We start from the raw sequence: 25,153 nt of genomic DNA on the forward strand, positions 1-25,153 counted from the left end.
TTGCTTTGCCCGGTGTAAGTTGCACCGGGCATTGCTTTTTCATCCGGTTGCTTCTGCAACCATGCTGTTAAGCGTGATCAGATTATGCACTGCTTCTCCGGCCGTGTTGTTAAAGTAACAGTAAACGCGTTTACCATCACTTAACCATTCGGCGATCAGTTGGGCATGTTCCTGTAGAAACGCCTCGCTGTAACTGCCGCGATAACCGCCGTTTGGCCCATGGAACCGCAGGTAAACAAAATCAGCCGGCGAATCTATCATTGGTGTTATGGCCTTCGGCATGTCCTGTATCACCATTGCGGCTTTGTACTCATCAAGCAGTCGGTAAACATCTTCATGAAACCAACTCTTGTTGCGGAATTCAACAGCTAAATCCCATTCCGCATCTCCAATATTGACCAGCAATTTCTGCAGTTGCCTTAGAGAGCCAATATCCGTTTTCCCCGGAAACTGGATCAGCAAGCTCCCTTTTTTATCACCGGCGGCATCCACTACCTGCAGAAACCGGGACACAACATCTGGTTCAAACAACAACTCTTTGTTGTGTGTAATGTCGCGCAGCAACTTGTAAGTAAACCTGAAATCAGCAGGGACTTCTTCCGTCCATTTCTTTACGGTTGATACCATTGGCAATTTGTAGAATGAACTGTTGATCTCGAGGCTATTGAACAGAGAGCCGTAGTAAGTTAAGCGCGAGCTATCCCGAAACTCGGGAGGGTAAGCCTGCTTATTGGGCACGGGCAACACCAGTCCGCTTGTCCCTGAGTAAAAATTGTCTGGTAATTGGTAAACGCTATTTTGCATACTAAAGGTTAACATGCTTGCATTTACTATTGTTGCACCTATATTAGTGCTAAATCAACAAAACCTCAATCTCATGAAAGTTAAAAACCTGCTACCGCTGGCTGCCCTGGCATTAGCATCATGCACGCAAAAACCTGCTGACTCTGCTGATAAAGAAATAAAATCGGCGTCGCCAATGTTGGGCACCTGGAAACTTGTATCGGCCATTACAGTTACCAAGGGTGATACCGTTAAAGATTACCCGGTAGCCAACCAGGAAATGATCAAAGTTTTAAATGATACTCATTTTGCTTTTATGCGCCATGATCTTAGCAAAGGCAAGGGAAAAGACGCCACTTACACAGCGGGCGGCGGTACTTATGATTTTAAGGGCGATAAATATACCGAACATTTAGCCTACCTGAATGCCCGCGACTGGGAGGGTAAGGATTTTGACTTCACGGTAAAATTTAAAGGTGATACGCTGATACAAAAAGGCATCGAAAAAATTGACAGCCTCAACATCAACCACGAAATAATTGAAACATACGTTAAGCAGAAATAACCTGCTTAACGTATGTTCTTTTAAGACCAAAAACCTTGTGTCTTAATTTGAGATGATGGATAGCCTTGCTGTTTAAGCAATTTACGCAATTGCCCTACCATGGTATTATTTCCGGCGAGGTAAAAAATGGTATTTTCCAGGCTATACTTTTGCCTTAATACCCATTCCATCAAACTGTGATGACCGTAAATATCCCGGCGCTCAACAGGCTCTATCGGCGTCCAAAAATATTCGTGGAATTGTTTCCGGTGTTCCTCATTACCCATCACTATACCGCCTGAAAAACGGGTATGCGGTAATACCATCTTTTGTAACGCCAGCAAATGGCCAACGCTGCTTTCGTCGCCAAGGGCAATAACCGCTGAGGTTTGATCTGGTTGGTGCTGCGTGTATCCTATCTTTTTAAAATAATTTACCGTATCGTTAGCCTTTAACCCCCGGGCCCATTTTGCGCCGGGGCCATTGTGAAGTGCATCAACAAAAATGGTGCAGGTACTTGTTTCTGCATCCCACCCGGATGGCGTGTAATCGCGATAGGTCAGCGAATCAACCTTAAATTTGATGTATGGTACCTGCTGCCAATTTTCCATATCGGTAAATGGAAGATGAAGGTCTATCTCTATCATGGTTGAAGGTGACCATGGCCTTACCTCCAGCACCCGGCCAGTTTGTAATATGCGTGGCTCAAGCAGACTGCCCGCCTTCTGCTTAAATTTTTGAAAAGTAGACGTTTCCATAACGTGGGTGTTTTGCTTTGATACAAAGAAACGTGTAAAAGCAGTCGTCATCAATGGCAAACCCGCGGTAATGATTGGATTATTTACGGTAAGAAGCCCTGAACGATAATGGTGTAATGTTTTCCGATTTTTTAAAGATACGAGAGAAATAGGTATGATCATCATAGCCCAATTTATGGGCTATTTCCTTAACATTTAATTCGCTATAGTATAATAAACGCTTAGCTTCCAGTACAACCTCGTTCAAAATCCAGTAACTAACAGACATGCCGGTAACCTTCTTTAAAGATTCGTTAAGGTAACTTTCAGATACGCGCAGCATATCGGCATATGCAGACGGGCTTTTTATTGTATGGATATTATCTATCAATACACGCTTAAACTGTTGCACAATTTCCATGGGTCGCGTTGACTGTACAATTGGGTTAGCAGCACAGCTATAACAACCGGCAACCATTCCTATAAATGCCTGGAGCAAAGAATGCGTCACCGAAAGATTAAAAGGAACACTGTCCTTTTCCTGACAACGCTGCAGCAATACTTCAAGCAAACTACGGCACTGTTGCATCTGATCATTGTTGAGTGCATGAGGCTGCTGTAAAGCAAGGCTGCCCTCAAAAACTTTTCGGTAATCTGGCGGCACAAGCATGGTGTCTACCGCTATGAACCATCCACGAGCCTCGTTGTAGCCTAAACTCTGATGTACCTGGCCGGGCAAAACATAATACAGCGTTTGGTGATGAAACACGACTTCAGTAAAATCGATCATCAGTGATGCCGAACCTTCCTCGATCAAAAAAAATATATAATGATCATCCCGGTGAGCTCCCAGCGGCGCCTGGTCGTCGTCGTCCATATCGCCGGCATAATAACGCCACATCTCCAGGCCGGTAGTAGCCCGCTCTTTCAGTTGATGTAGTGGGATGTCTTTCATGGGTAAAGCAAATGTAACGATTTGCACTACCGTATATCAGCAAGGATATCAAATAAGACATAAAAAACATGTCATTGCGAGGAACGAAGCAATCTCATAGGCAGGAAAATCAAAATTGTTACAAGATTTCCGCACCTTCTATTTCATCGAAGACTCGTAATGACATGTTTAAAACGGCATAACTGTGCCTGCAACCCTATTTAAAACCCGCTATCATCCAAAGCGAAAGTATTTTTGCGCTCTTTCCATTTGCCTTTGGTAAAATCAGGGAATTGTTGTGGTGCGTTGCCTTCTTTTAATGATTTTTCTGAAAGCGGTGTTATCACGCTCATGGTTAATGAATCATAAACATCAATTGGGGTTTGCTTGCGCTCTTTTACAGCCATTACAAAAGCGTTAAACACAAACCAGTCCATACCACCGTGGCCTGCACCTTCTGCCAGGTGCTCGTTCTTTTTCCAAAGCGGGTGGTCATATTTTTCAAGCCATGCATCAGCTTTGTCCCATACATCATCCTTGGCCGATTTCCCTTCAATATAGATCGAGTTAGCCACATCCATCCAGATACCCTCAGTGCCTTGCACGCGGAAACCCAATGAGTAAGGGCGAGGCAAATGCACGTCATGGCTTAAGGTAACGGTTTCACCATTAGCACAATTGATCATGGTGGTGGTAACATCGCCATTTTTGAATTTGATCTTGGCATTTTTATTTCCCGGCGATACCTTCTCGATATAATGATTCAACCCAACCGACTTGCTTGAGAATGATACCAGGTTAGTAAAACGGTTACCTGCATTGATATCCAGGTAGTGCATTACAGGGCCGGCACCGTGGGTAGGATATATATCGCCATCACGGTCAATGTTCCACTGCGTACGCCATGCCGATTCGCCCATCGTGCCCGGGCCAAACTCGCCGCCCTTGCCGTAAAAGCTTTTACCATCGTTAAAGAGGATACCGCGCAGATCGTGCTGGTAACCGCCCTCGCAGTGCACCAATTCGCCAAACAGGTTCTGGCGTACCATGTTTAAAACAGCCATCACATCACGGCGGTAACAAACGTTCTCCAGCGTCATGTAAGGCATTTTGGTTTCTTCGTGTACTTTCAGGATATCCCAGTGGTCTTCAACCGAAATACCGGCAATAACCTCGCAACCTACGTATTTGCCCGCGCGCATGGCATCAATAGCCTGGCTTTTATGGAACTGCCACGGTGTGGCGATAATTACAGCATCAACATCCTTACGGGCCAGCAGTTTTTTATAAGCATCTAACCCGCCGGTATATTCAGTTGGGAGTTTCTTTTTTGCCTTAACAAATTGCTCGCGGCAGTATTTTAGCGAACTTTCCTGTATATCGCAAATGGCTACTATCTCTACGTCATCGCGCAGCAAACCCTCGCTAATGTGGTTACGGCCACGTAGCCCAACCCCTATGTAACCCAATCTTACCTTATCTGCATTTTTTGCAAATAACAACCCCGAGGGCAAAATGGTTAATCCTGCAATTCCTACAGCGGTGTTCTTAACAAATTCTCTGCGGTCCATAATTTTCAAATTTATTGATTGTTGATTTTATAATTGTTCTTTCAAATTGCCTTAGGCCGGCCTACTTTGTGCCCGCTGAAAGCGTAATATAAAATGATAAGGTATGATGGTATCAAAATAACGTAAGCGTGTGTAGGGTTAATAGCATCGGCCAATGCACCGTAGCCTAGCGGCACAATTGCACCACCGGCTATCCCCATGATCATAAGCGATGAGCCAATTTTGGTAAACCTGCCCAAACCCGCCAAAGCCATTGGCCATATAGCCGGCCACACTAATGAATTAGCTAAGCCAAGCAGGGCTACACCCAAAACAGAAACATAGCCATGTGTAAAAATTACCAGATTAGATAAGATCACACCTAAGCCCGCAGAAAGCTTCATAGCTTTTTCCTGTGTAAGATATTTTGGAATGCACACCACCCCTATTCCATAGCCAACAAGCATACAGCCTAAGGTAAACGAGGTAAAGAATTTGGCACTCTCCATAGCAATGCCCTGCGTGTTGGCATAGTTTATAATTGTATCGCCTGCTATAACCTCAACGCCAACATAACAAAACAGCGTAAGTACACCTAACAGTAAATGCGGAAACTGCAAAACGCTGGTTTTACCGGTATTGGTTAACGCGGTGGTTTCGTCTTCCTGGTCGGTATCTATCTCGGGCAGGCTTGAATTGTAAATAACAACAGACAATATCACCAATACTACAAAAATAACCACATAAGGTAATATTACACGTGATGCTAATGCATCTAACTCTAACTTTTTTGCTTCAACAGCCATGGTTGCAATGCGGGCTTTTAAACCGTCCACATCTTTAAGAGCAATTGCTCCTAACACTATCGGCGCAATTGCACCGGCCACTTTATTACAGATGCCCATAATACTGATACGCCTTGCAGCGCTCTCCGGCGGACCAAGTATGGTGATATACGGGTTTGATGCGGTTTGCAATAAGGCCAATCCGGACCCTTGTATGAACAAGCCTAACAGGAAAAGGCCGTAAAAGCGTGTTAATGCCGCGGGTATGAAGATCAATGCACCTACGGCCATTACCGCCAAACCAACCGACATCCCTTTTTTGAAACCGGTTGCATTTAAGATGCGGGCCGACGGGATAGCCAGTACGAAGTAAGAGATATAAAAAGCAGTTGTTACCAAGTAGGCTTCAACATTGTTAAGCTCGCAAGCCAGTTTTAAATACGGTATCAGAACCGAGTTTAACCATGTGATAAAACCAAAAATAAAGAACAGCATCCCAATGATGAAAATGGGACTCATTGCGCTTTTCTTGTTCTCTGACTGTAATGATACTGCTTGTTGTGCCATGCTTTTAAATTTTAAACTACCTGTGGACTAAATGTTACTTGTTTGAAAAAATCTGTAAGATGGAACTCCGGTTCGTGATGAACGATGTTGTTCCAGCATAAGTAGTGTGGCTGTGGCAAGCCGTCGCCGCACTTGAAAAAATTAACTTTTGCCCGGTTGTTTTCTAAGTTTAATTGCGGATGGAACATAAATACAGTTTTGGGGACCACCAAAGTAAGCTCCCAATAAATATCTCCGCGGCTGGTATTCTTTAGCGTAGTTTGATGTTGTATTGTTTTAATTAAGCCCGCAGGTATAAATGCGCGGTTATACTTACCGCTGCCATATTGTACCCTGCCGGTGCCCATGCAATTAAACTCGAGGTTATAGTAGCTGCTATCGCCGTTAAAGGCTATAAAGAACTCAACACAGCTATCCTCGTAAACCGGATCGTTAAAATTAACATATTCGGCCTTAATTGCAGCTTCTGTTACAAAAAATTTAAGAAAAATATGGTTTTCATTGTAAGTAATGCAAAAATCAACCTTTGGCATAGCCATTTCTCCATGCCATGGTGCAAAAGATATTTGCATCCGTTCAACCAGATCCATCAGCGCAGAAACATCCTCAATACGATGAGGTTGCTCATTCACTTCCAGGTATAATATGTTGCTTTCAGTAATCATTAATAATGAGCCGTTTTATAACCGGCCATCTCGTTTAAAATAGTAGCGTTCATTGCTTCGGCATTGGCATCAAGCATTTTAAGCAGTTGGAACTGCGCCCGGGCCCTTTGCAAATTATGCCCTTCAAACTTGGTTTTAAAATATACATCGCCATTAATATGGTCTGTAAGAAAACGAACGGCTTGCATATACGGCAGTAGCAGTGCACCCTTCATCAGGGATCTCACTTCAGCGTCTGTTAAAAACTTCGAAGCTTCCCGCAGATAACCTTGTACATAGGCATCAAACAAAGGCATATTCAACTGTATTTTGCTCAGGTCGGCCTCGTCCTCAGTAGACGTATTGATAATGGTACGTATGGCGTCGCCAAAGTCATAGGCTACGTAGCCATCCATTACCGTCTCCAGGTCAATAACGCATTGCGCTTCGTCGTTTTGGTTGAGCAGCACGTTATTAAATTTAGTATCGTTATGGATAACCCGTTTAGGCAAAGCATTTACCTTATCAGGCTGCTGAAAGTACTGCATAGGCTCAGCATACTTTCGTACAATATCTAATTCGGGTTTAACAGAAGAAACGCGACCTGCCATATCTTTCGAAATAGCATCGTTTAGTTGCCTTAAACGATGCTGTATGTTATGGAAATCGGGTATCACCTCAAACATCTCTCCTGCCGGGATATCAGACAACATTGCCTGGAACTTTCCGAATGCTTTTCCACCCTCATAAGCCTGTTTAGGGAGCTTCACCAGGTCATAACTTTTGGTGTTACCCAGGAAAAAGAACATGCGCCAATAGTTGCCATCGCTATCCTGATAAAAATACTTACCGCTATTTGTTGGGATAAGCGTCATTACTTCGGTCATCGGGTCGCCGCCGTTGCTGATTACCTTGAGTTTTAAATGCTCGGTCACCTTTTGCATATTTTCTGTAAGCTTTTCAACGTTGGTGAAAATATGGTGATTAATACGTTGCAGTAAATAGTCAGACCCCTCGGCTAAATTCTTCAAAAAGAAGGTATCATTGATATGGCCAGACCCATAAGGTTTATAGGAACCGGCATCTGCAGTACATTTAAAGTGCGGTACAACTTCGGCTATGTATTTAAAACTTTGCACTATTTAGTAATTTTGTAATTTCAATTCTTGATCAATTCGAACACAGGCAACCTATCTGCTGCTACCATGATGTTATACTTAAGCGGCCCCTTTATCTTTTTGCCATCATCGCTTATCCAGGTGCCTTTGGGCAGGTAAACTATTTTGCTGTTGTCTTTAGTTGTTACAGGAGCCACGAGGTATTTGCTGCCTAACATAAACTGGCCTTTTACATCAACAAGGCCCTGGTTAGGGAACTGGTATTCCATGCTGCGCACAATGGGTTCGCCGGTTTGCGCCGATGTTTTTGCCAGTTGCAATATATAAGGCGTATATCTTGCCCTTAAAGCAACTGCCTTTTTTACCGCCGACAGATTTTGCTGAGATAAAACACGCCATGGCGCAACCGAAAACTGCATCATCGGCATTAGCGCCGAGCATTGTGCAGAGCGGACTATGAGTTGCTCATCCAGTTTATCCTTACCGATGAAGGAACCAAATTCACCACCGCCGATCATATCCGGGCAGGTAAATTGGTAACCTAATAAACCGGCGGTAGTAATATGTGGTATCAGTTTTTGCAGATCAGTCCAGGTATGTTGTTTGTCGCGCAAGCGTTCAACGAGGGGCTCGCCGCCCATTTTCCACATGGCGCGATATTCATTGAGTGGAAAACTTAAACCAATCTCACCCCATAAACGGCTATGTTCATTAGGCGTTGCTTTTTTGTAGGAAACGGCGCTGGCCGGATAAAAATCTGCATCGCCAGCATCCAGCTTAAAGCCATCCAGGTGATACGTTTTCATCATGTAATTCAGCCTGCCGGTAAACCACTCCTTTGCCTGCGGATTTGTAAAATCAAGCACCGAGCTATAACCGTTCCACCAGGAAATGATGGCCGGTTTATCAGCCTTATCCCAGGTTAAACCAGTGTTACCGCCATTATCAAAAAGCAGTACGCGCTTCGCCAACAATTCGCGATAAACCTCTGTATCGGGTGACACAAACGGACTAACCCAAAGCATCACTTTAAAACCCATATCATGCAGTGAATCAACCATTGCAGCAGCGTTTCTGAATCTATCTGCACGAAAATCAAACCTGCCGTAATAATCAGCCCAATTATCATCTATCATTAATACCCCCGGTGGGAAACCGTTGTCGATAATTGCCTTTGCATATTTGATGATATCCTTTTGGTTTTGGTTGTAAACCAGTTCTATCCAGGTGTTGTATTGCGGTTTGGCAAACAACAACGTGTCGGGCAGTTTACCTTTCGATGGGAAATATCGTTTAGCTGCAAGCTTAAACGCACTCTGCAAATTGTTGGCCGAAGAGTCAACAACCAATGCAGCGTGGATTTCGCTGATAATCAACTTACCGTTGTCAAACGTAAACTTGAAAGGTTCTTCACTCCAAATAAACCGGCCTTTGGTTGATACCAATAAGGGCGATGCCTGGTTTCCGCGGGTATCGCCGTACAGGTTAAGTTTATAACCATCTGTAAAAGGCATTGAATGTGCGTCATTCACTGCACCGCCAAACCATTTTTCGCCGGGTTTAATGGCAATGGTTTGCGCGCTAAGCGATGCCGCCAAGCCTACAAATATAGCTGATAATATTATTTTGATAGCCTTACTCAAGATCAGTTTACTTTTAGCGTATGGTTTAAATTATTGTAACCAGTAGTAGATTCCCATACATCGTTATTAGCCAAACGGATACTAAACTCCGGCTTTGTGGCGATGCTTGCATAAGCGTCGGGCATATTCAACAGCATTTCATAATCACCAGCGGGCAGGTCTGCCGGAATGTTTACCGATTCACTCACCTGGTTGTCGCCGCTATACCACCGGCGGATGTCTGTAGCCAGATCTATCGAACGGATTTCTTTGGTAGCCTTATTTCGCAATAGCAGCTTAACGGTACGTTTGTTATACGGCGAGGAGTAACCCTTGTTTTTAATGTTAAAAGTAATTTGCATTGCTGCATTACGTACTGCATTATCAGGCAGGCAAGCGCTTTGCAGCACAAAACGATAACCCAGGTTGCGTTTAATATTATCCATACAACCGCCATCCTGCCAGTCGTTATTCACCTCGGTATTATAGTGCGCATTAATAAAGCTGTAATGCAGCGATGAAAACTCCGCCTGTGCCTGGCCGCCTGGTTCGCAATCATTAGTTGGGCTGTAACCATCAGAACAGGTTTCACCACCAACAACCACAAATTTACTGTCTGCTTTAAAATAGTCTTTCAAAGTGTTAAGCACGGCCCCATCAGATGTACGCGGAGTTAAGCTATTACCATAATCTTCGTAAGTGCCAAAATCGTTTGAACTGGCCAAAAAGCAATCGTTATGGTAACCTAAGCGGGCTATGTCATTCTCGCTAAAGGCTTGCGCATCAGTCAACGGTGCGGATGTGATCAAGGCGTTTATGCCGTAAATGTAACGCTGTTTTATCTGCGGATAGCGCAGCTGCACCATCCTATCGGCAGGTACAGCATCAAGCATGGCTTTTATCACTTCTATTCTATCTCGCCAGTTGGCATCAAGCAGTTTGCCTTGCGTTGCATTCTGTGATGCATCGCCAAAAAAGTCGGTGTAATATTGCTCGCCCCATACGCCTATAAATCCTAATTGCACGCAGGCAATTATATCGGCGTTATCATGCAATACCGGTTTTAATTGAGCAATGTGGTTTAGGATAATGTTCTTGGGAGCATCGCCATAAAGCGGGCAAATAAATCCCTCGGGGCAATTGCCCGGTTTGGCCGTTGCTGTGTAAACAAAACGTGGTATCAGTTTAACTCCGGCCTCGCGTGCTGCGGCAAAATCTTTTTTTAGGTTATCCAGGAATGATGATTTTATAGGTTGGTTTACAACATCATCTAAAATATAATACCTGAATACAAGCGTGCTTAAAACGCTGTAATTTGCACTCTGAATAGACTGTAACGAGCGATAGCTTTTCAGCTCATCTACAGAAAGTACGGTGTAATTGCTGGCGTGCACCTCTGAATAGCGGTAAAAACCGCGCTCGGGGTTAGGGAAATCTTCATTGCTTTCCGTATACGCTACATTTACCTTTTCCACCTTAACCAGGTTAGCCTCTTTGTCTTTGCATGACGAGGACAACAAGGTAAAGGCTAACACCAGCCCAAGGCAATATCCTGTTAATATCTTTATCATTACGGTAATGTTTTAAAGTTTAAAAAAGATGCTGCGTTTGTACAGCCAATAGCATAACCCCCACTCTAATACCAGCGTAGTTAACGCCGATACAACTGCAGCAACCTGTGCAGGCACTCCTAAAAACAGGTTGAGCATCTGGCCACTAAATATGCTAACGGTGTGGTTTACCCATTGGGCGCCTACTGTCTCAAAAAACAGGTAAATGAATATGGCGTTCATACCCACAACAGTGGCTATCCATGCGTAGCGCTTGTTTTGCTTTACATCAACAAACCAGTACACCGCAGCCAGCATCAACAGTACCCACCCTACCGATGCAAATGCAAAAGAACTGGTGCTGATGCGCTTGATGATAGGTGTTATACCTGTCCAATCTAACCCGAAGCCGATTATTAAAGCAATTATGCCGGCAATGACCAACGTGCTTATTTTTTGTGCCGATGTTTTGCCGGATACGAGCAATCTCCCCGCAAGCACACCCCAGATGGTGTGCGCCGCTGTTGGGATGCAGTTGATAGTTACCCAGCCATCGCTATTTATTTTACCCATCAACAAGGTATCGGTATAAGAACCGAAATTGTGGCCCTCCACAAAAGGCTGGTCAAAGCCCGGAACAAGTATGGTGCGGTAAAGCACTTCTGTTATAACCAGCAGGCCTACACCAATGGCGATCTGAAAAGCATAAGAACGATCGATTATCAGATAAGCCACTATGGTTGTGAATGCCAACTGCGTTAATACGTTCCAAAGCTCCCAAACCGGTTTGCCTGCGTAAACGCAATGCAGTGCAACACCGCAAATGAACAATTTAAGGCTGCGGATGAGGATATGCTTTAAATTATTGCCCCAACCGCTGCCTTTAGCCAACTTACGGCTATATGAAATATACATGGCGGCACCTGCCATAAACATAAACGCTGGCTGCACTAAATCCCAGAAACGCAGCCCATGCCACGGATGGTGAAAAAACTGCATGATCAGTCCGCCGGCAGGCTCTGTCTCATTCAGATGCCTGATAGACTCATAAACTGCACAGCTTTCGCCGCAAAGCAGTATCATGATCAGACCACGCATCACGTCAAGTGATACGAGGCGGCCTGAGGCCAGTTGATCTGCAGAATTAGCTTTTACCATAAAGTGCGCGATGTATATTATTTATCGTGTTGCTTTAAGCACTATTCACTCATATCCAAAAAGAAGCTTGAACTTCCCGGATCCGGTGCACTGCCGAACAGTACCGAGTAATCATTCTTGGTAACCTGTATACCAAAACGAGCTCCTGTGCCGGTGAGGCCTTTCAGTTTACCGCGCGCTATGCTCATTTCAAACTTAGTTACGCCGTTCGCTTCCTGCACGGTTCCCACTTTAATAGCATCGGCAATAGATTGCTGAGCGAAGGAGAACGCTGTTTGATCTGTACTGTTATGGTAGAAAATATCTATTCCGGATGTCAGTAATTGTCCTTCCAGCAATATATCATATCCACCACCTGTGAAAGTGCCTGTCAGCAAACCGGTAGCAGGGTTGTTATCAGAGTCGATGTAAAAATCGAAGATATCAGCGTCTGCCTTTTTGCGGGCCATCTCCATATAGATATATACATAGTTGCCATCGTAATCTAATTTTACCGCGTTAACAACGCCCCTGTTCGGGCCCAACGGAATTACGTTTTGCGTAATAGCATCCCAATCAGCAAGTGAGTTGTCGTTTAATTTAACCGGCGATACTTTAGCAATTCGCAATACGGTAGACGACTCGGTGGTTTTGCCGTTTACCGATGCAACAAGTGTAGGCACATATTTACCCTTGCCCGGATAAGTATGTGTTGGTGATGCATCGGTTGATTTGGTGCCATCGCCAAAATCCCATTGATAATTGGTAACGCCGGTTGTTGTTACCTTAAATGTGGCCGTAGCACCATCAACCGCAACATCATAAGCGAGGTCGGTTTGGGGCACGTAGCTGTCTTTTTTGCAGGAACTTATGCTGATGCCCAGCAGTACTATGCAAAACAGGGCGGTTGCTTTAATTTTTTTCATATCAGAACAGTTATTTACTTAGTGATACCTTGCTGTTGATTATGGATTTTGGGTTGCCTTATTGTTGCTCAGTATCTCATCAATAGGGATGAAATAGATAGTGCGCGGGCTGGTGTAAGGCACCGTTAGGTTTGGATATCCGCTCGGCTTTTTAAACAGATCTATATCCGTTTCCTTTAAGCTGGTGATGTGATATCCCCAATAAGTTTTATCCAGGGTGCGTTTGTTGCGGAACACATCATAAGTACGGTGGCCTTCAAATGCCATCTCAATACGTTTCTCATCCAACACCACATCAAGCGCTGTTTTGCCTGCAGGCACACTGGTATACAATGAGCCTTCTAAGCCGCGGTTTTTGCGGATAGTATTCACATCATCCAAAGCGGCGGCTGTAGCGTTGGTTTTGGCTTCAGCTTCAGCACGTATAAGGTACATCTCTGCCAGCCTGAACATAATTGGCGAGCTCAGGTTAGGTAAACCATCCTGGAAAGAGAATTTACTGATGTAATACATCTCGATACCATTCTTCTTTTGAACGTTGCCCGATGCATCCTTCGAAGGAACAATGTACGACCAGCGCACATCTTCCGGGTGGGCGCTCATCAGGTCGCGCAGGGATGATGAGGCGTATTCCTCGCCCCAGCCCGAGTTACCGTCTGAATAGATCATGGATGCGATAGAACCGAATTTGCCGTAATCATCAACTTGTGTAAAGGCGATACAGAAGATGGTTTCAGAACCGGTTTTAGCGTTTGCGAACAGGCTTGGATAAGTAGCCTTAGTAGTTAAAGTAAATTTACCCGAATTGATCACTTTGTTGGCCCATTCAATTGCCTTTGCGTTATCTTCTTTGTAAAGGTTAACACGCGCCAGTAACGACCATGCAGCCTCTTGTGATGCATATTGCACGCCGCGGCTCTGGGTCATTAACCCTGCTGCCTTTTCGGTATCGGCGGTAACTGAATCATAAACTTCTTTTACGGTTGAGCGGGCTTTTTGCGCTTCGTCTGTCAAATTGGTGCGCAGGATAATACCCGGCGAGTTTGGATCAACGCTGTATGGTTTACCAAATAATCTTACGAGGTTAAAGTGGCAAAATGCCCGCAGAAAATAACACTCACCCAAAAGCTGGTTGGTGGTAGCATCAGTTTTTCCGGATTTTTCGATGGCATCTATCACCGTATTTACACCAGTGATGATCTTGTAAGATACATACCAGTAATAACGTGTGTTGCCTTGCGACGGCGAGTGGCCTAAGCTAAAGCTGTAATACAAAGGGTCGGTTGTTACCTGGCCGCAAACGATATCATCACTGGCAAAATCGCTCAGGTGATAAAACTGGCGCAGGTACATATTATTGTTATCTATGGTACCATTAAACTCTATGTGGTCTTTCAATAACGCATAAGCACCATTAAGGGCATTGGTGAGGCCGTCTGATGTGGTGGTAATGGTACCTGTACTTATGGCATCGCTGGGGTTAACGTTTAAGTTTTTACAGCTGCTTGCAGCAACCATAGCGAGCGTTAGCAGGGCGAAAAATTTATTTTTCATACTATATGATCTTATCAGGATATACCTGCTTAAAAATTAAAGTTAACTGTAAACAAATACTGGCGATTGTTAGGATACTTAAAGTCAGACACGCCGGGGGTTGCAAAGCTGCCCGGTTGTATGGTTGTTTGCGGATCCTGCCCCAGGAAGTTGGAGAATGTAGCCACATTATCAGCAGTGAAGCCCACTGTTATGCCATCCATGTTGATGCTTTTTGCCCATTGCTTCGGCAGCGTGTAAGACAACGCAATGTTACGGATGGTAAAATAGCTGCCATCTTTTAAGTAACGGGTAGATGTTTCAGTTGAGTTAGCTGAGTTTTGCGGACTTGGCTCTGTTGCCTGTGTGTCGCCCGGGCCGCTCCATACTTTTGCACCTGAAGGTAATTTTATCTGGTTGTAGTATGGCTCATGTCCGTCGTTCATCATAAACCTAAGGTTATTACTGAACACTTTGTTACCATAATTAAAGTAAGTGCTTACTCTCAAGTTAAAGTTCTTGTAACGCAAGCTGTTGTTAAACCCACCCTGGAACTTAGGCAGTGCAGAACCAACTTCCTGTATGGTAGCCTGCGAGTAATCTGATGTTCTTTCGCTGGCAACAGCTTTGCCATTGTTATCATAAACAATTTTCTCCCACACTGGCGCACCTGTTTGCGCATCAACGCCTAACCATTTTGGCATGTAAAACTCATACAGGTTGCCACCGTTGCGGTAGATCTGCGAGATGCTCCATGAGCCGGTTTTAACGATCGGTGCAGGCAAGCCGTAGATCTTATTATTATTAAAGTTGATGTTGAAATCAGTGTTCCACTCAAAATCCTTGTTGCGGATATTGGTAGAGCTAATGCCAACCTCAATACCCTTATTGATCACGTTACCCGCATTTTCCCATTTGGTCTCAAACCCAACAGATAGCGGCTGCGATACTTGCAGCAGCAGGTTTTTGGTGTTGTTGCGGTAAACATCAACCGTTAAGGTTAAGCGGTTAAATAGACCGATATCGGCACCAAGGTTAACTTGGTGTTTGCTCTCCCAGGTTAAGTTAGGGCTGGCCAACTGATAAGGCACCGCACCTACCAGGCCATTGTATTGCGTAGTAAGCGAGAACAAACCAAGGTATCTTGATGCGCCAATATCCTGCGTACCGGTTACACCATAACTACCTCGTATTTTAAGATTATTAAGTATTGAATTGCCTGCCAGGAAATCCTCGTTGCTAACCAGCCATGCGCCGGATACCGATGGGAAGGTTCCATACTGCTTGGTAGGCGCAAATGCTGATGAACCATCATAACGTACTGATGCAGATAAGAAATATTTCTCCTTGTAATTGTAGTTAACCTGTGATAGTAATGATTGCAGGTAAGCCTTGGCGTTGTAGCCATTAACCAACTGGTTGTTTGATACTACGTTAAGCACGCGCAAGCCCTCAGGCAAGCCTTTGCCTGATGCGCCTGAATATTCGGTATTGCTGCCTTCAAATGCTGCACCGGCAAAACCGCTCAGGTTATGGTCACCCAGTTTAAAATCAAATTTTAATAACTGGTTTGATACTATGCCATAGTTAAGTGTATTCAACTCATCCAGGTAACCGGTTCCATGGTAAGTACCGGCCGCAGTAGGCGACACGTAATTTATGCCCTTGTTGAAACCAGCAGCTACCCTGTTGGTGCTGGCAAATGTTAACCAGTTTGTGATGCGGTAATTAATCCCCAGGTCATAGTTCAGATCGAAACCTTTGTAGCTATGGTCTGAGTTTTTTATGGTATTAATTGGGTTGATCTTATCTCTCGACCACCATTTAAATGTAGAATTACCATCAACGTAAATTGCATTTCCGTTTGCATCATATGGGTTATCCCATGGCATATTCAGGAAAGAATAATATACATCCATGTAATCATAACTCTTGCCCATATTACCACTTAAGTTGATATTATTGGTGATATCAAGCTTTTTAGAGAAATGGTAGGTTGAGTTTGCACGTAAGTTGATACGCTGGTAATTGGTATTTAAGAAAGTACCCTTCTCATTGTAGTATGATGCACCTACGTAGTAATCATTTTTTTCTGTTTTACCGCTTGCCGATAAGTAGAAGTTGTACATCGGCGCTGCCTTGAAAGATTGTTTCGGCCAGTTATAATCCTGGTTGCGCAGAGATAGCGGGCGTTCTGAATAAAATTTAGCCAGGTCAATTTTGTAGCTGTTATCTGTAGCGCCTACAATGTAATCGCGATAAAATTCTTTCTGGTAATCATAAAGCTCGTTGCTGTTCATCACATTAAGCTTACCAAAATCTGCGGTGCGGAAACCTGAAGATGCTTTTGCCTCAAACCTGGTTTGGCCGCTTTTGGCTTTTTTGGTTGTAACGATGATAACACCGGCATTTGCCTGCGAACCATACAATGCGGTTGATGCCGCATCTTTCAATACTGTAATGCTTTCAACATCATTAGGGTCGTAGTTACCGCCAATAATACCATCAACCACAAATAGCGGGCTTTGATTGGCATTAACGGACGACACACCGCGTAGCCTTATCTCTGGATTGGCACCCGGCACACCGCTGCTGTTAATTACCTGCAAACCGGCTACCTTACCTTGCAGCATCGTTCCTACGTTGTTTGCAGTAACGTCTTTAAGTTTATTAGCGTTCACCACGGTTACAGCACTCGTTAACTCGCTTTGCTTTTTGCTGCTGTAACCCACAACAACAACATCATTAAGTTGCTGTATGTCTTCTGCAAGTGATACCTGTACACCGGTTTGGCCTGCGGTTACCTCAACCTGCTTTGGGGTGTAACCGATAAAGCTGACAACAAGGGTTGATTTTCCGGGAGGCACATTAACGGTAAAGTCGCCGTTAACATTGGTCATGGCTCCGTTTGAGGTTCCTTTTACTGCTACACTTACACCGGGCAGCGGCTGGTTATCCTTTGCGGATACAACGCGCCCGGTGACCTTGGCAGATTGGGCATAGCCCTGCGAAGAAATCAACAGAACGCAACAAAAGATGAGTAGAAGTTTTCTGATCATATTGTGACGATTAGTTTGTTTAGTACAGAATGGTTAGTTGCTTATTTGTAAAAGTGACGTAAAATTACTGTTAACAAAAGCCCGTGACCCCGCCCTGACAATTGCGCAAACGTTTGCATAGATTACGCAACCGTTTGCGCAAACTCAACGCAACCGTTTGCGTAATTTGCATAAGGCGCGTTGTAAACAAATTATTATTAGCGATTTAGGAGCTTAAACCCTAAATAATTTGTTGCAGATCGAAAATTACGTTGATTTATTTTGAACGATTGTACTCTACCATCTCAGAGTCGATGATATGTTGTAATAGCGGAAGCTCTACCGGGTTGGGCGAAGCGGCGTTGTTAATAAGCTTAAATAAAAAACCCGCAGCCATAGATGATTGTTTATTGGCGAATTGTTCAATAGAGGCAAGTGGCACACTATCCATATATTCCCAAATGGGCAGGTTGGCAAAACTGATAAAACTGATGTCTTTATTTACTTTCAGCCCGGCGGTTTTAACGGCAGCAATGCAATCCAGCAGTACATAATCGTTAAAAACAATCACTGCCGTTGGCGGCTCCTCTAAATTGATCAGTTTATTGATGGCTTTTAAATTATCACTTTTTGCCAGCGTTGTTGATACAATGATATCCTGATCCATTGGCAGGTTATTTTCCTTCAAACACCTGAAGTAAATTTCCAGCCGTTGCAGGGTAGCAGCCAGTTTAGCAGGCCCATTAATTAACCCTATTCGCGAATGCCCCATGGCAACTAACTTGGAGACAGCTTGCAACATACCGGCTACCAGATTACAGGCAACGTAATTGATATCCTTGCGGTTGGGTACGCGATCAAAGAAAACCACCGGGATGTTATACTTTTTAAGCCCGTCGAAATGTTCATAAGTAGAGGTTTCTTTGGTAAGTGATACCAGTATACCATCTACCCTATGGTCTTTCATATTCTCCACTATTTTTTTCTCACGTTCAAAATTGTCTAATGACTGGCCTATAATAACGTTGTAATTACTGGCTTCGGCGGCATCCTCGATACCGGTAAGCGCGGCGGAAAAAAATGGCTCGGAAAGATCGGGGATGATCACCCCGATAGTGTAGGTTTTGCGCTCTTTAAAGTAGATGGCCATCTTGTTGGCCTCGTACCCTAACTCTTGCGCTACTTTGCGTACCCGCATGGTAGTTACCAAACCGATACTTGGATGATCATGCAGCGCCCGTGATACGGTAGATGCAGACACATTGAGCCGCTTGGCTATCTCCTTAATGGTAGGTAACTTGTTTTTTGACATTAATAGGGTAAGTAACTAATTAGCTAATTTAGCATTAAAAATCTTAAGCCGGTAACTAAGCCCTTATATTAAAACGAAAACGGCCCGCAAAAAGCCGGGCCGTTTATTTATATAATTGAATAGATAATGTACTTTACACTGCCTGCGCCTGCAAGGCCGGGTTATACACCAGGCGGTAATTAACCTGCTTTTTTTCTGGTTCTATCATATCGCTTAATGGTATTTCAAGGATATTACATATTTCCATTAACCTGGCCAAGGTGAGTTTAGAGTAACCCAATTCTATTTTAGAATAGGCATTTTGTGAAACATTCATACGCATAGCCAGGTAATCCTGCGTGTAATTAAGTCTCTCGCGGGCGAGCCTGATATTAGTAATGATCTCGCTTACCCTGTTTTTGATATTATTTTTCATTAATTTAGTATTGGTATCTTCATCAACTAACGAGAATAAACAACCAACGGATTTACTTTTATCTTAAATCATTCGGTAATTATAAGTTGCCTTAAACGGCTATTATAATTAGTGGTTGTTTTACTCCCGTTATCCACAAATAATACTTCAACTATCGCCATGATAAAATGTTTTAACCAGTTAGATAACAGAGCGTTTTAGAATAAAAAAATGCGAAAGAGCCTCAACTTTTTGCCTCTTTGATGTTTATATGCTTATGCTAAATGCCTTTAAATATATTACAGCAAGTTTTATCATATACTTCGTGCTTTGCCTTACAGCAAATGCGCAAATAAAAAAGCCGGATACGGTTAAAACGGGCGTCTACATCACCAGCATTCATGACATTAACTTTAAAGACAAAGAGTACAACATCAATATGTGGCTTTGGCTTAAATACAAAAACAAAGGCTTTGATTTTTTGCACAACCTGGAGGTACCACAGGCCAAGTCAGTCTCAACGGCCTTTTCTACAGTCGACTCAAGTAACAACCGTATCTACATGCTGATGAAATTGCAGGCCACCATGAAGGATTCATGGGCTACCAACAATTTCCCTTTTGATAAGCAGAAACTCCGCTTTTCCATAGAAAACTCTCAATTTGAATCAAAATCATTGGTTTTTAAGGCTGATACCATTGGCCAGCACTTTGACCCGCGTTTTACCTTACGGGGATGGAACATTGACAGCATTGATATAACTACGGGCATTAAAAAATATGAGACCGCCTTCGGCGATGAGAGCGCTGCTAAACCCCATACCGAATACAGCAACTTTAAGGTTGTACTCACTATCAGTCGTGATGCTATGGGGCTTTTCTGGAAATTGTTCCTTGGAATGTATGTGGCCTTCCTTATTTCGTTTATCTCGTTTTACATCCACTCGGATAGTATAGATTCACGATTCGGGCTTGGCGTAGGTGCGCTGTTCGCTGTTGTGGGTAATAAATACATTGTGGATGCATCCTTACCCGAAACAAGCAGTTTTACGTTGGTTGATATGCTGCACGGCCTTACGCTCATGTCTATACTTGTAACGATAGTTTGTACTTCATATTCCCTGTTACTTGTTAAAAGAGATGAGTTCAAACGTGCTAAAAGATTTGACTTCGTTAGCAGCAGGATCATCCTGGGTGCCTATGTTTTATTAAACGTTTGGTTTATTTGGCAGGCAACGCGCGGGTAAACTCATAAGCAGTTAACGGTGTTTTTTCTCGCCGGTGTAAAGCTTTTCGCCTGCTGTTATCTTTAGCGGCAAATAGTTTTCGCGTGGGGGTATTGGGCATTGGTAGCCGGCACTGTAAGCGCAATACGGGTTGTAAGCTTTGTTGAAATCTATCTCCATTTTACCATTCCTGATGTCCGTGGTCTGCATATCAATATAGCGCCCACCATGATATGTTTCGCTGCCGTTGGTATCATCCGTAAATGGTAAAAACAGATAGTTGGCCAATGCCGGCGTTTGCATAAGAGCTATACTTCGGTAAAGATTGAGCTCACAGGCTTTGCCCTGCAAGTTGAATTTCGCTTTGGCAAATCGTACATAAGTTTGCGCGGTGCCGCTAAACGTAGGCATTTGAAAAGGAATCTCGCCGGGAGTTAACTGTACATCTGCTGATACTTTGTAGGTGCTATCGGCATCATAGAAATTTAAATTATTTAGATCTTCCTGTTTAAGCGGCGAATGGGCATCGCTCAAAAAATCTGCTTTGTAGCGCTCGCGATGTGCAGCCAAACGCTGTTTATAAGTTTGGGCGGAAACGTTTAAACTTAAAATAGTGATGATCAGGATAAGGTATTTCATAATAGTAAAGGTAATTATTGATATCGAAAGAATGGCAGGCATGTACTCAAACCTTTATGCCGCCTTTTTCGTAGAACAGGCCAGTTTAAGCTAAAATCCCATCACTAAAAAATGAAAACCATCCTAAAAGCTACGATAGCGGTAATCCTGATAGCAACTATTTCTTCTGCCTGCAAAAAAACCGTTGATTACAAACGCCAGCAAACCACACAATCTGATTTTGCATTTGCCGATAAAAATTATGGCGACGCCGATTTTGATATAACACCGCCCACAACAAACAGCCCTGAGCCCTTTACTTACATCAGTAGCAACACCAATGTGGCGACTATTAATGGCTCAACCGTATCAATTAAAGGTGCCGGCATTACAACTATTACTGCCACTCAAAAAGAATCTGACAAGTTTACTCAACTGGCCATTGCCGCAGATTTTAAGGTGAACAGGATTGCTCCTACCATCAATAATTTCCCGGCGGTTACAAAACTTGTATCTGACGCAGCATTTGCGCTTACGGCGCCCACCAGCAATAGCAGCGGCTCCATTCTGTACACTATCGCCGACCCTACCATAGCCTCTATAAACGGCAACATAGTCACTGTAAAGAAAGCCGGCAAAACTACCATCACAGCGTCGCAAATTGCTAATGGTAATTACACCGCAGGAACCATCACTACTGACCTGACCGTTAACTAAATATAACAGATCACTAATTTATGTCAAGGATCTGCTCATCAACATTCCAGCCGTACAACTGTAACTGAAGTCTATCTTTTACGGTTTGAGGGTATTCTATTACAACCTTTTTGCTTTCGCCGGGCATTACAGACAAGTAGTTATCTGCAGTAAATGCCGGTAATACGCGCTGTTTTGTAGTGCTATTGATCAGCGCAAGGCGATTAAAGAATGCAACCGGACCACCTTTGGGGTTAGTTAGGCTTATTTCAACCTTGCCATTAGCTAATTGCTTTGCAAAAACATTCAGCTTTGCTTTCTTGATATACTGCAAACCGGAATATTCGCCATCCATATTGGGTAGCCAGTAAAAGTTATTACTTTGAACTTGCTTGCGTTCATCAAGCAATTGAACGCTCAGGAAAACGCCGTCTTTTTTGCGCAAGGCATCTACCTGTGATTTCAACGACAGAACCTTTTGGTATGATGACGCGCCGATAGAAATAAATACCTGCGTCAGAAGCGAGTCGCGGCCGGCCATGTCATAGGTTTTAACTACCAGCATGTGGTTATTCAAATTCTTGAACCCGTTGTTGATCGCAATAATGTTTCCATCTACAGGATTATAGGCTACGTGCACAGGCTCTGACCCGCTACGTAAACCATATAAACAAGCGTTAGCATCCAGGTAGTAATCGTACATCTGTCCGCGCAGCGCGGTCCATGGGTTTTGGGTTTTCCAGATGATTGAACCGGTATACCATTCCCACATATGAGAACTAAAGCCTTCCATCAAAGCACGATATTGGTCGTAGTTTACCAGTTGCGCCTTCATTGCAAAATCACGGGCGTCTTTAGCTTCACCGTAAGGCTTTATCGAATTCTCGTACCCTATGTATTTGTGATAATCCCATACAGAGTCTACACTTTCCTTTTTACCATCAAACTTTGGCGCCTTTAAATTTGCAGCCGGAATAAAACGCTGTAATGATTCGTAATCGCCTACACCAACAGACCCTACCTCTGAGTTAAACGGAAAGGTTTTATGCTGCCAAAAAGTGTTGATATTTTGTATACCGTAAGGGCCATCACCGTTGCCACCGTCGGTGTTGTAAGACATCTCTGCCGAATTTGAATAATCTATGAACCAGCGTGTACCATCCAGTTTGGGTAACAACTGATCGCGCAGCGGCACTAAAATATCATCAGGCGGAGGGATCTCGTTGCCACCACACCATATTGCCAGCGATGCGTGGTTACGTACCATTTTGATCTGGTCTTCTGCCGAACGCAAAAACAGCGAATGATCGTCCGGGTATTTACGGCGTGTCCATTGGTCATCAGTTTTGGCCGGGTCTATCCAACGACCGTTACAATCACCAGACATCCAAAAATCTTGAAACACCAGCATACCATATTTATCGCAGGCGGCATAAAACTCCGGGCGCTCTATCATTGCCCCACCCCATATCCTGATGAGGTTAAGGTTCATATCGCGGTGATAACGTACTTCGGCATCATAACGGGCATCGCTGAAGCGCAGCATAGCGTCAGAGATGATCCAGTTACCACCCTTAATAAATATCTTTTGCCCGTTAACAGCAATCTGCCTGCTATTGGTGATCTCGTTCCATTTGGTATCAATCTGGCGGATGCCTACCTGCATCTCTTGTTTATCAGAGAGAACTTTTCCACCCTCTGTAAACTCAAAGTTTGATGGATACAGATACTGTTCGCCATAACCGTTAGGCCACCAAAGTTTAGGATTATTCATGGTAAGCGCCGGCAAGGCAATTTCGGTAGTTGTATTTGCCGACAGAGTAACTTGTTTGCTTACCGTTTGACCGTTAATAGTATAGTTCAATAAGCCTGATACCGGTTTAGCCGTATTGTTCTGTAACTCTGCTGAGGTTTTGATGATAGCTGCATCCTGCTTAGCGCCGGGCAAGCGTACACCGGGCACAAGCGTTACCACGTGCGGCGCATTGATGCGCACGTTGCCTGTTTCCTGTATCGTCACCTTATCCCAAATACCAGTATTACGGTCGGCAGTGGGTTGTATCCAATCCCAACCTGCTGTGTATTGCATACCTACGTTGCGTGCAATGGTACCGTCGCCACCCTGGCCGCCATTTGGTTTACCGGCAACCGGCGCGGGGTGTACCAAAATAGCCAGCCTGTTTTTGCCATCTGCTTTAAGGTACTGCGTAATATTATGCGATTGACGGAGGAACATTCCCTGGGCATCATCAGCCTTTAACTTTTGCCCGTTGATGAAGATCTCGCAGGTATAATTTATGCCCCGCAGGTTAAGGAAGACTGTCCGTCCTGCTGCAGGCTTTTTATGGGTAAAGTTGGTAACAAACCAATAGGTATAGTACGCATTGCCTTTGTAATAAATATCGGGAATCTGTTTATTGTTCATTCCATAAAATGGATCGGGCATTTTACGGTTGTTCACCAGTGTTGTAAGTACTGTTCCCGGCACCGTGGCGGGCATCCACTGGTTAACGTTGTAGTCAGTCGCGCTTACCTGGCTGCCATTGGCTTTTAGCTCGTCGGCTTTGATGCATCGCCAGCCGCTGTTCAGTTCAGTTTCTGTCTGGGCTTTTGATAAGAAAGGAATTAAGAGAAAAAGGAGTAGCAAACGGCAGGCTGTAATCTTCATAGCTGATCAGTTATGGCCGCTAAGATAAGCTTAACAACATTATTTGGTATCTTTTAGTTAAAAAAGCGCACAGAATATCCCCTATAAATATTTGTAGACCGATCTGATGAGAAATGATAAACCCTTTTTCACCTCTTCCCTGCCAGCTTTATCATTCACGTCGATGCCACAAAACTTACTGCCGTTTACCTTTGAAAAAAGGTCGAGGTAATAAGTACCGGATATGATGACTGCCATTATAGCCCGAAACTGCGCTGAACGCTCGCCAAAATGCGGGTCGGTGATATATTGCATTAGCATTTCGCCATTGGCCTCCTGGGCGTCTATCAGTTTTCTGAGTGAGTCCCGTTCTTCAGTCAATGTCCACAATAAGATCTTTTGAAATGCTTCGTCCTTGTAAACATAATCAAACTGCGATTGCACCATTGCTTCAACAAACTTGGCACCGCCACCGCTAAGATCGGGCACTTCATCACCCTTTACGTTACTCCAGAAATCCTTAAGCCTGATGTACTCGTCTATGAGCTGGTCTTTACCCCCGAAATATTTATAGATAAGCTTTTTATCTAAACCGGCGGCCCTGGCGATATCGTTCACCTTAAGCGCAGCAAACCCTTTGGTAGTGAGAATCTCCTCAACCGCAGCCAAAAACTTTTGGCGTGTTTGCTCTTTATTGCGCATAGCGCCGGGATTTTCTTTTTCCATTGGGGGATGATAAAGCAAAAGCGATATAAAAATAGCAAAAAATGACGGGGCAAGCGGCAAATAAAAA

The 25,153-nt window shown here is 43.9% G+C and carries 21 protein-coding genes; 3 read left to right on the plus strand and 18 right to left on the minus strand.

The genetic code is table 11. The features are described 5' to 3' along the window. Nucleotides 1–39 precede the first annotated feature (39 nt). Nucleotides 40–819 carry a DUF72 domain-containing protein gene (locus tag FPZ42_RS02265; RefSeq protein WP_261382208.1) on the minus strand — a complete coding sequence of 260 codons (780 nt, stop codon included), beginning with the start codon at nucleotides 817–819 and terminating at the stop codon, nucleotides 40–42. Nucleotides 820–877: 58 nt separating this feature from the next. On the opposite strand from FPZ42_RS02265, the gene FPZ42_RS02270 reads away from it, so the two are divergent. Then, nucleotides 878–1,348: a hypothetical protein gene (locus tag FPZ42_RS02270; protein WP_146268869.1), complete on the plus strand. Its 471-nt coding sequence runs from the start codon at nucleotides 878–880 to the stop codon at nucleotides 1,346–1,348. 20 nt (nucleotides 1,349–1,368) lie between these two features. On the opposite strand, the gene FPZ42_RS02275 is transcribed toward FPZ42_RS02270, so the two are convergent. From FPZ42_RS02275 to FPZ42_RS02340, 14 genes are all read right to left on the minus strand, one after another. Continuing rightward, a complete protein-coding gene (locus FPZ42_RS02275) occupies nucleotides 1,369–2,085 on the minus strand; it encodes an SIP domain-containing protein (RefSeq protein ID WP_146268870.1) in 717 nt (238 codons plus the stop codon). Nucleotides 2,086–2,164: 79 nt separating this feature from the next. After that, the gene (locus FPZ42_RS02280; RefSeq protein WP_146268871.1) at nucleotides 2,165–3,019 is read right to left on the minus strand and encodes a helix-turn-helix domain-containing protein; all 855 of its coding nucleotides are present in this window, start codon (nucleotides 3,017–3,019) and stop codon (nucleotides 2,165–2,167) included. Between the two features lie 200 nt (nucleotides 3,020–3,219). Further along, the gene (locus tag FPZ42_RS02285) at nucleotides 3,220–4,569 is read right to left on the minus strand and encodes a Gfo/Idh/MocA family protein (protein ID WP_146268872.1); all 1,350 of its coding nucleotides are present in this window, start codon (nucleotides 4,567–4,569) and stop codon (nucleotides 3,220–3,222) included. A gap of 41 nt (nucleotides 4,570–4,610) precedes the next feature. Then, the gene (locus FPZ42_RS02290) at nucleotides 4,611–5,900 is read right to left on the minus strand and encodes a sugar MFS transporter (protein ID WP_146268873.1); all 1,290 of its coding nucleotides are present in this window, start codon (nucleotides 5,898–5,900) and stop codon (nucleotides 4,611–4,613) included. A gap of 11 nt (nucleotides 5,901–5,911) precedes the next feature. After that, a complete protein-coding gene (locus FPZ42_RS02295) occupies nucleotides 5,912–6,565 on the minus strand; it encodes a carbohydrate-binding family 9-like protein (protein ID WP_146268874.1) in 654 nt (217 codons plus the stop codon). After that, nucleotides 6,565–7,683: a phosphotransferase enzyme family protein gene (locus tag FPZ42_RS02300; RefSeq protein ID WP_146268875.1), complete on the minus strand. Its 1,119-nt coding sequence runs from the start codon at nucleotides 7,681–7,683 to the stop codon at nucleotides 6,565–6,567. The genes FPZ42_RS02295 and FPZ42_RS02300 overlap by 1 nt, the downstream gene beginning before the upstream one ends. Before the next feature lie 20 nt (nucleotides 7,684–7,703). Beyond that, nucleotides 7,704–9,305 (minus strand): glycoside hydrolase family 31 protein, encoded by a 1,602-nt coding sequence (locus FPZ42_RS02305; protein ID WP_261382209.1) that lies wholly within the window; start codon nucleotides 9,303–9,305, stop codon nucleotides 7,704–7,706. Between the two features lie 2 nt (nucleotides 9,306–9,307). Next, nucleotides 9,308–10,855 carry a DUF4832 domain-containing protein gene (locus tag FPZ42_RS02310; protein ID WP_146268877.1) on the minus strand — a complete coding sequence of 516 codons (1,548 nt, stop codon included), beginning with the start codon at nucleotides 10,853–10,855 and terminating at the stop codon, nucleotides 9,308–9,310. A gap of 12 nt (nucleotides 10,856–10,867) precedes the next feature. After that, nucleotides 10,868–11,992 carry an acyltransferase family protein gene (locus tag FPZ42_RS02315; RefSeq protein ID WP_146268878.1) on the minus strand — a complete coding sequence of 375 codons (1,125 nt, stop codon included), beginning with the start codon at nucleotides 11,990–11,992 and terminating at the stop codon, nucleotides 10,868–10,870. Between the two features lie 41 nt (nucleotides 11,993–12,033). Then, nucleotides 12,034–12,897, minus strand: coding sequence for a PKD domain-containing protein (locus FPZ42_RS02320; RefSeq protein ID WP_146268879.1), 864 nt, complete (start codon nucleotides 12,895–12,897; stop codon nucleotides 12,034–12,036). A gap of 39 nt (nucleotides 12,898–12,936) precedes the next feature. Further along, on the minus strand, nucleotides 12,937–14,451 hold the full coding sequence (locus FPZ42_RS02325; RefSeq protein ID WP_146268880.1) for a RagB/SusD family nutrient uptake outer membrane protein: 1,515 nt from the start codon (nucleotides 14,449–14,451) through the stop codon (nucleotides 12,937–12,939). A 29-nt stretch (nucleotides 14,452–14,480) separates the two neighbouring features. After that, nucleotides 14,481–17,489: a SusC/RagA family TonB-linked outer membrane protein gene (locus tag FPZ42_RS02330; protein WP_146268881.1), complete on the minus strand. Its 3,009-nt coding sequence runs from the start codon at nucleotides 17,487–17,489 to the stop codon at nucleotides 14,481–14,483. 256 nt (nucleotides 17,490–17,745) lie between these two features. Then, nucleotides 17,746–18,780 carry a LacI family DNA-binding transcriptional regulator gene (locus FPZ42_RS02335; RefSeq protein WP_146268882.1) on the minus strand — a complete coding sequence of 345 codons (1,035 nt, stop codon included), beginning with the start codon at nucleotides 18,778–18,780 and terminating at the stop codon, nucleotides 17,746–17,748. A gap of 133 nt (nucleotides 18,781–18,913) precedes the next feature. Next, entirely contained in the window at nucleotides 18,914–19,195 is a 282-nt protein-coding gene (locus tag FPZ42_RS02340; RefSeq protein ID WP_146268883.1) for a helix-turn-helix domain-containing protein, read from the minus strand. A 256-nt stretch (nucleotides 19,196–19,451) separates the two neighbouring features. Here FPZ42_RS02340 and FPZ42_RS02345 point away from each other — a divergent pair, with 256 nt between their 5' ends. Further along, the gene (locus tag FPZ42_RS02345; protein ID WP_146268884.1) at nucleotides 19,452–20,420 is read left to right on the plus strand and encodes a hypothetical protein; all 969 of its coding nucleotides are present in this window, start codon (nucleotides 19,452–19,454) and stop codon (nucleotides 20,418–20,420) included. A gap of 12 nt (nucleotides 20,421–20,432) precedes the next feature. Here the strand turns inward: FPZ42_RS02345 and FPZ42_RS02350 are convergent, their stop codons facing one another. After that, nucleotides 20,433–21,038, minus strand: coding sequence for a DUF1684 domain-containing protein (locus FPZ42_RS02350; RefSeq protein WP_146268885.1), 606 nt, complete (start codon nucleotides 21,036–21,038; stop codon nucleotides 20,433–20,435). Between the two features lie 111 nt (nucleotides 21,039–21,149). Here FPZ42_RS02350 and FPZ42_RS02355 point away from each other — a divergent pair, with 111 nt between their 5' ends. Then, nucleotides 21,150–21,734: an Ig-like domain-containing protein gene (locus tag FPZ42_RS02355; protein ID WP_146268886.1), complete on the plus strand. Its 585-nt coding sequence runs from the start codon at nucleotides 21,150–21,152 to the stop codon at nucleotides 21,732–21,734. A 13-nt stretch (nucleotides 21,735–21,747) separates the two neighbouring features. Here FPZ42_RS02355 and FPZ42_RS02360 read toward each other — a convergent pair whose 3' ends face one another. Beyond that, nucleotides 21,748–24,381: a glycoside hydrolase family 2 protein gene (locus FPZ42_RS02360; protein ID WP_146268887.1), complete on the minus strand. Its 2,634-nt coding sequence runs from the start codon at nucleotides 24,379–24,381 to the stop codon at nucleotides 21,748–21,750. Between the two features lie 81 nt (nucleotides 24,382–24,462). Further along, the gene (locus tag FPZ42_RS02365) at nucleotides 24,463–25,086 is read right to left on the minus strand and encodes a TetR/AcrR family transcriptional regulator (protein ID WP_146268888.1); all 624 of its coding nucleotides are present in this window, start codon (nucleotides 25,084–25,086) and stop codon (nucleotides 24,463–24,465) included. Nucleotides 25,087–25,153 lie beyond the last annotated feature (67 nt).

It is taken from the genome of Mucilaginibacter achroorhodeus, assembly GCF_007846095.1.
Lineage (GTDB): Bacteria > Bacteroidota > Bacteroidia > Sphingobacteriales > Sphingobacteriaceae > Mucilaginibacter > Mucilaginibacter achroorhodeus.

Coding starts and splice junctions, on each gene's coding strand:
- FPZ42_RS02265 (WP_261382208.1), bottom strand. CDS start 819: ATGTTAACCTTTAGTATGCAAAATAGCGTTTACCAATTACCAGACAAT.
- FPZ42_RS02270 (WP_146268869.1), top strand. CDS start 878: ATGAAAGTTAAAAACCTGCTACCGCTGGCTGCCCTGGCATTAGCATCA.
- FPZ42_RS02275 (WP_146268870.1), bottom strand. CDS start 2,085: ATGGAAACGTCTACTTTTCAAAAATTTAAGCAGAAGGCGGGCAGTCTG.
- FPZ42_RS02280 (WP_146268871.1), bottom strand. CDS start 3,019: ATGAAAGACATCCCACTACATCAACTGAAAGAGCGGGCTACTACCGGC.
- FPZ42_RS02285 (WP_146268872.1), bottom strand. CDS start 4,569: ATGGACCGCAGAGAATTTGTTAAGAACACCGCTGTAGGAATTGCAGGA.
- FPZ42_RS02290 (WP_146268873.1), bottom strand. CDS start 5,900: ATGGCACAACAAGCAGTATCATTACAGTCAGAGAACAAGAAAAGCGCA.
- FPZ42_RS02295 (WP_146268874.1), bottom strand. CDS start 6,565: ATGATTACTGAAAGCAACATATTATACCTGGAAGTGAATGAGCAACCT.
- FPZ42_RS02310 (WP_146268877.1), bottom strand. CDS start 10,855: ATGATAAAGATATTAACAGGATATTGCCTTGGGCTGGTGTTAGCCTTT.
- FPZ42_RS02315 (WP_146268878.1), bottom strand. CDS start 11,992: ATGGTAAAAGCTAATTCTGCAGATCAACTGGCCTCAGGCCGCCTCGTA.
- FPZ42_RS02320 (WP_146268879.1), bottom strand. CDS start 12,897: ATGAAAAAAATTAAAGCAACCGCCCTGTTTTGCATAGTACTGCTGGGC.
- FPZ42_RS02325 (WP_146268880.1), bottom strand. CDS start 14,451: ATGAAAAATAAATTTTTCGCCCTGCTAACGCTCGCTATGGTTGCTGCA.
- FPZ42_RS02330 (WP_146268881.1), bottom strand. CDS start 17,489: ATGATCAGAAAACTTCTACTCATCTTTTGTTGCGTTCTGTTGATTTCT.
- FPZ42_RS02335 (WP_146268882.1), bottom strand. CDS start 18,780: ATGTCAAAAAACAAGTTACCTACCATTAAGGAGATAGCCAAGCGGCTC.
- FPZ42_RS02340 (WP_146268883.1), bottom strand. CDS start 19,195: ATGAAAAATAATATCAAAAACAGGGTAAGCGAGATCATTACTAATATC.
- FPZ42_RS02345 (WP_146268884.1), top strand. CDS start 19,452: ATGCTAAATGCCTTTAAATATATTACAGCAAGTTTTATCATATACTTC.
- FPZ42_RS02350 (WP_146268885.1), bottom strand. CDS start 21,038: ATGAAATACCTTATCCTGATCATCACTATTTTAAGTTTAAACGTTTCC.
- FPZ42_RS02355 (WP_146268886.1), top strand. CDS start 21,150: ATGAAAACCATCCTAAAAGCTACGATAGCGGTAATCCTGATAGCAACT.
- FPZ42_RS02360 (WP_146268887.1), bottom strand. CDS start 24,381: ATGAAGATTACAGCCTGCCGTTTGCTACTCCTTTTTCTCTTAATTCCT.
- FPZ42_RS02365 (WP_146268888.1), bottom strand. CDS start 25,086: ATGGAAAAAGAAAATCCCGGCGCTATGCGCAATAAAGAGCAAACACGC.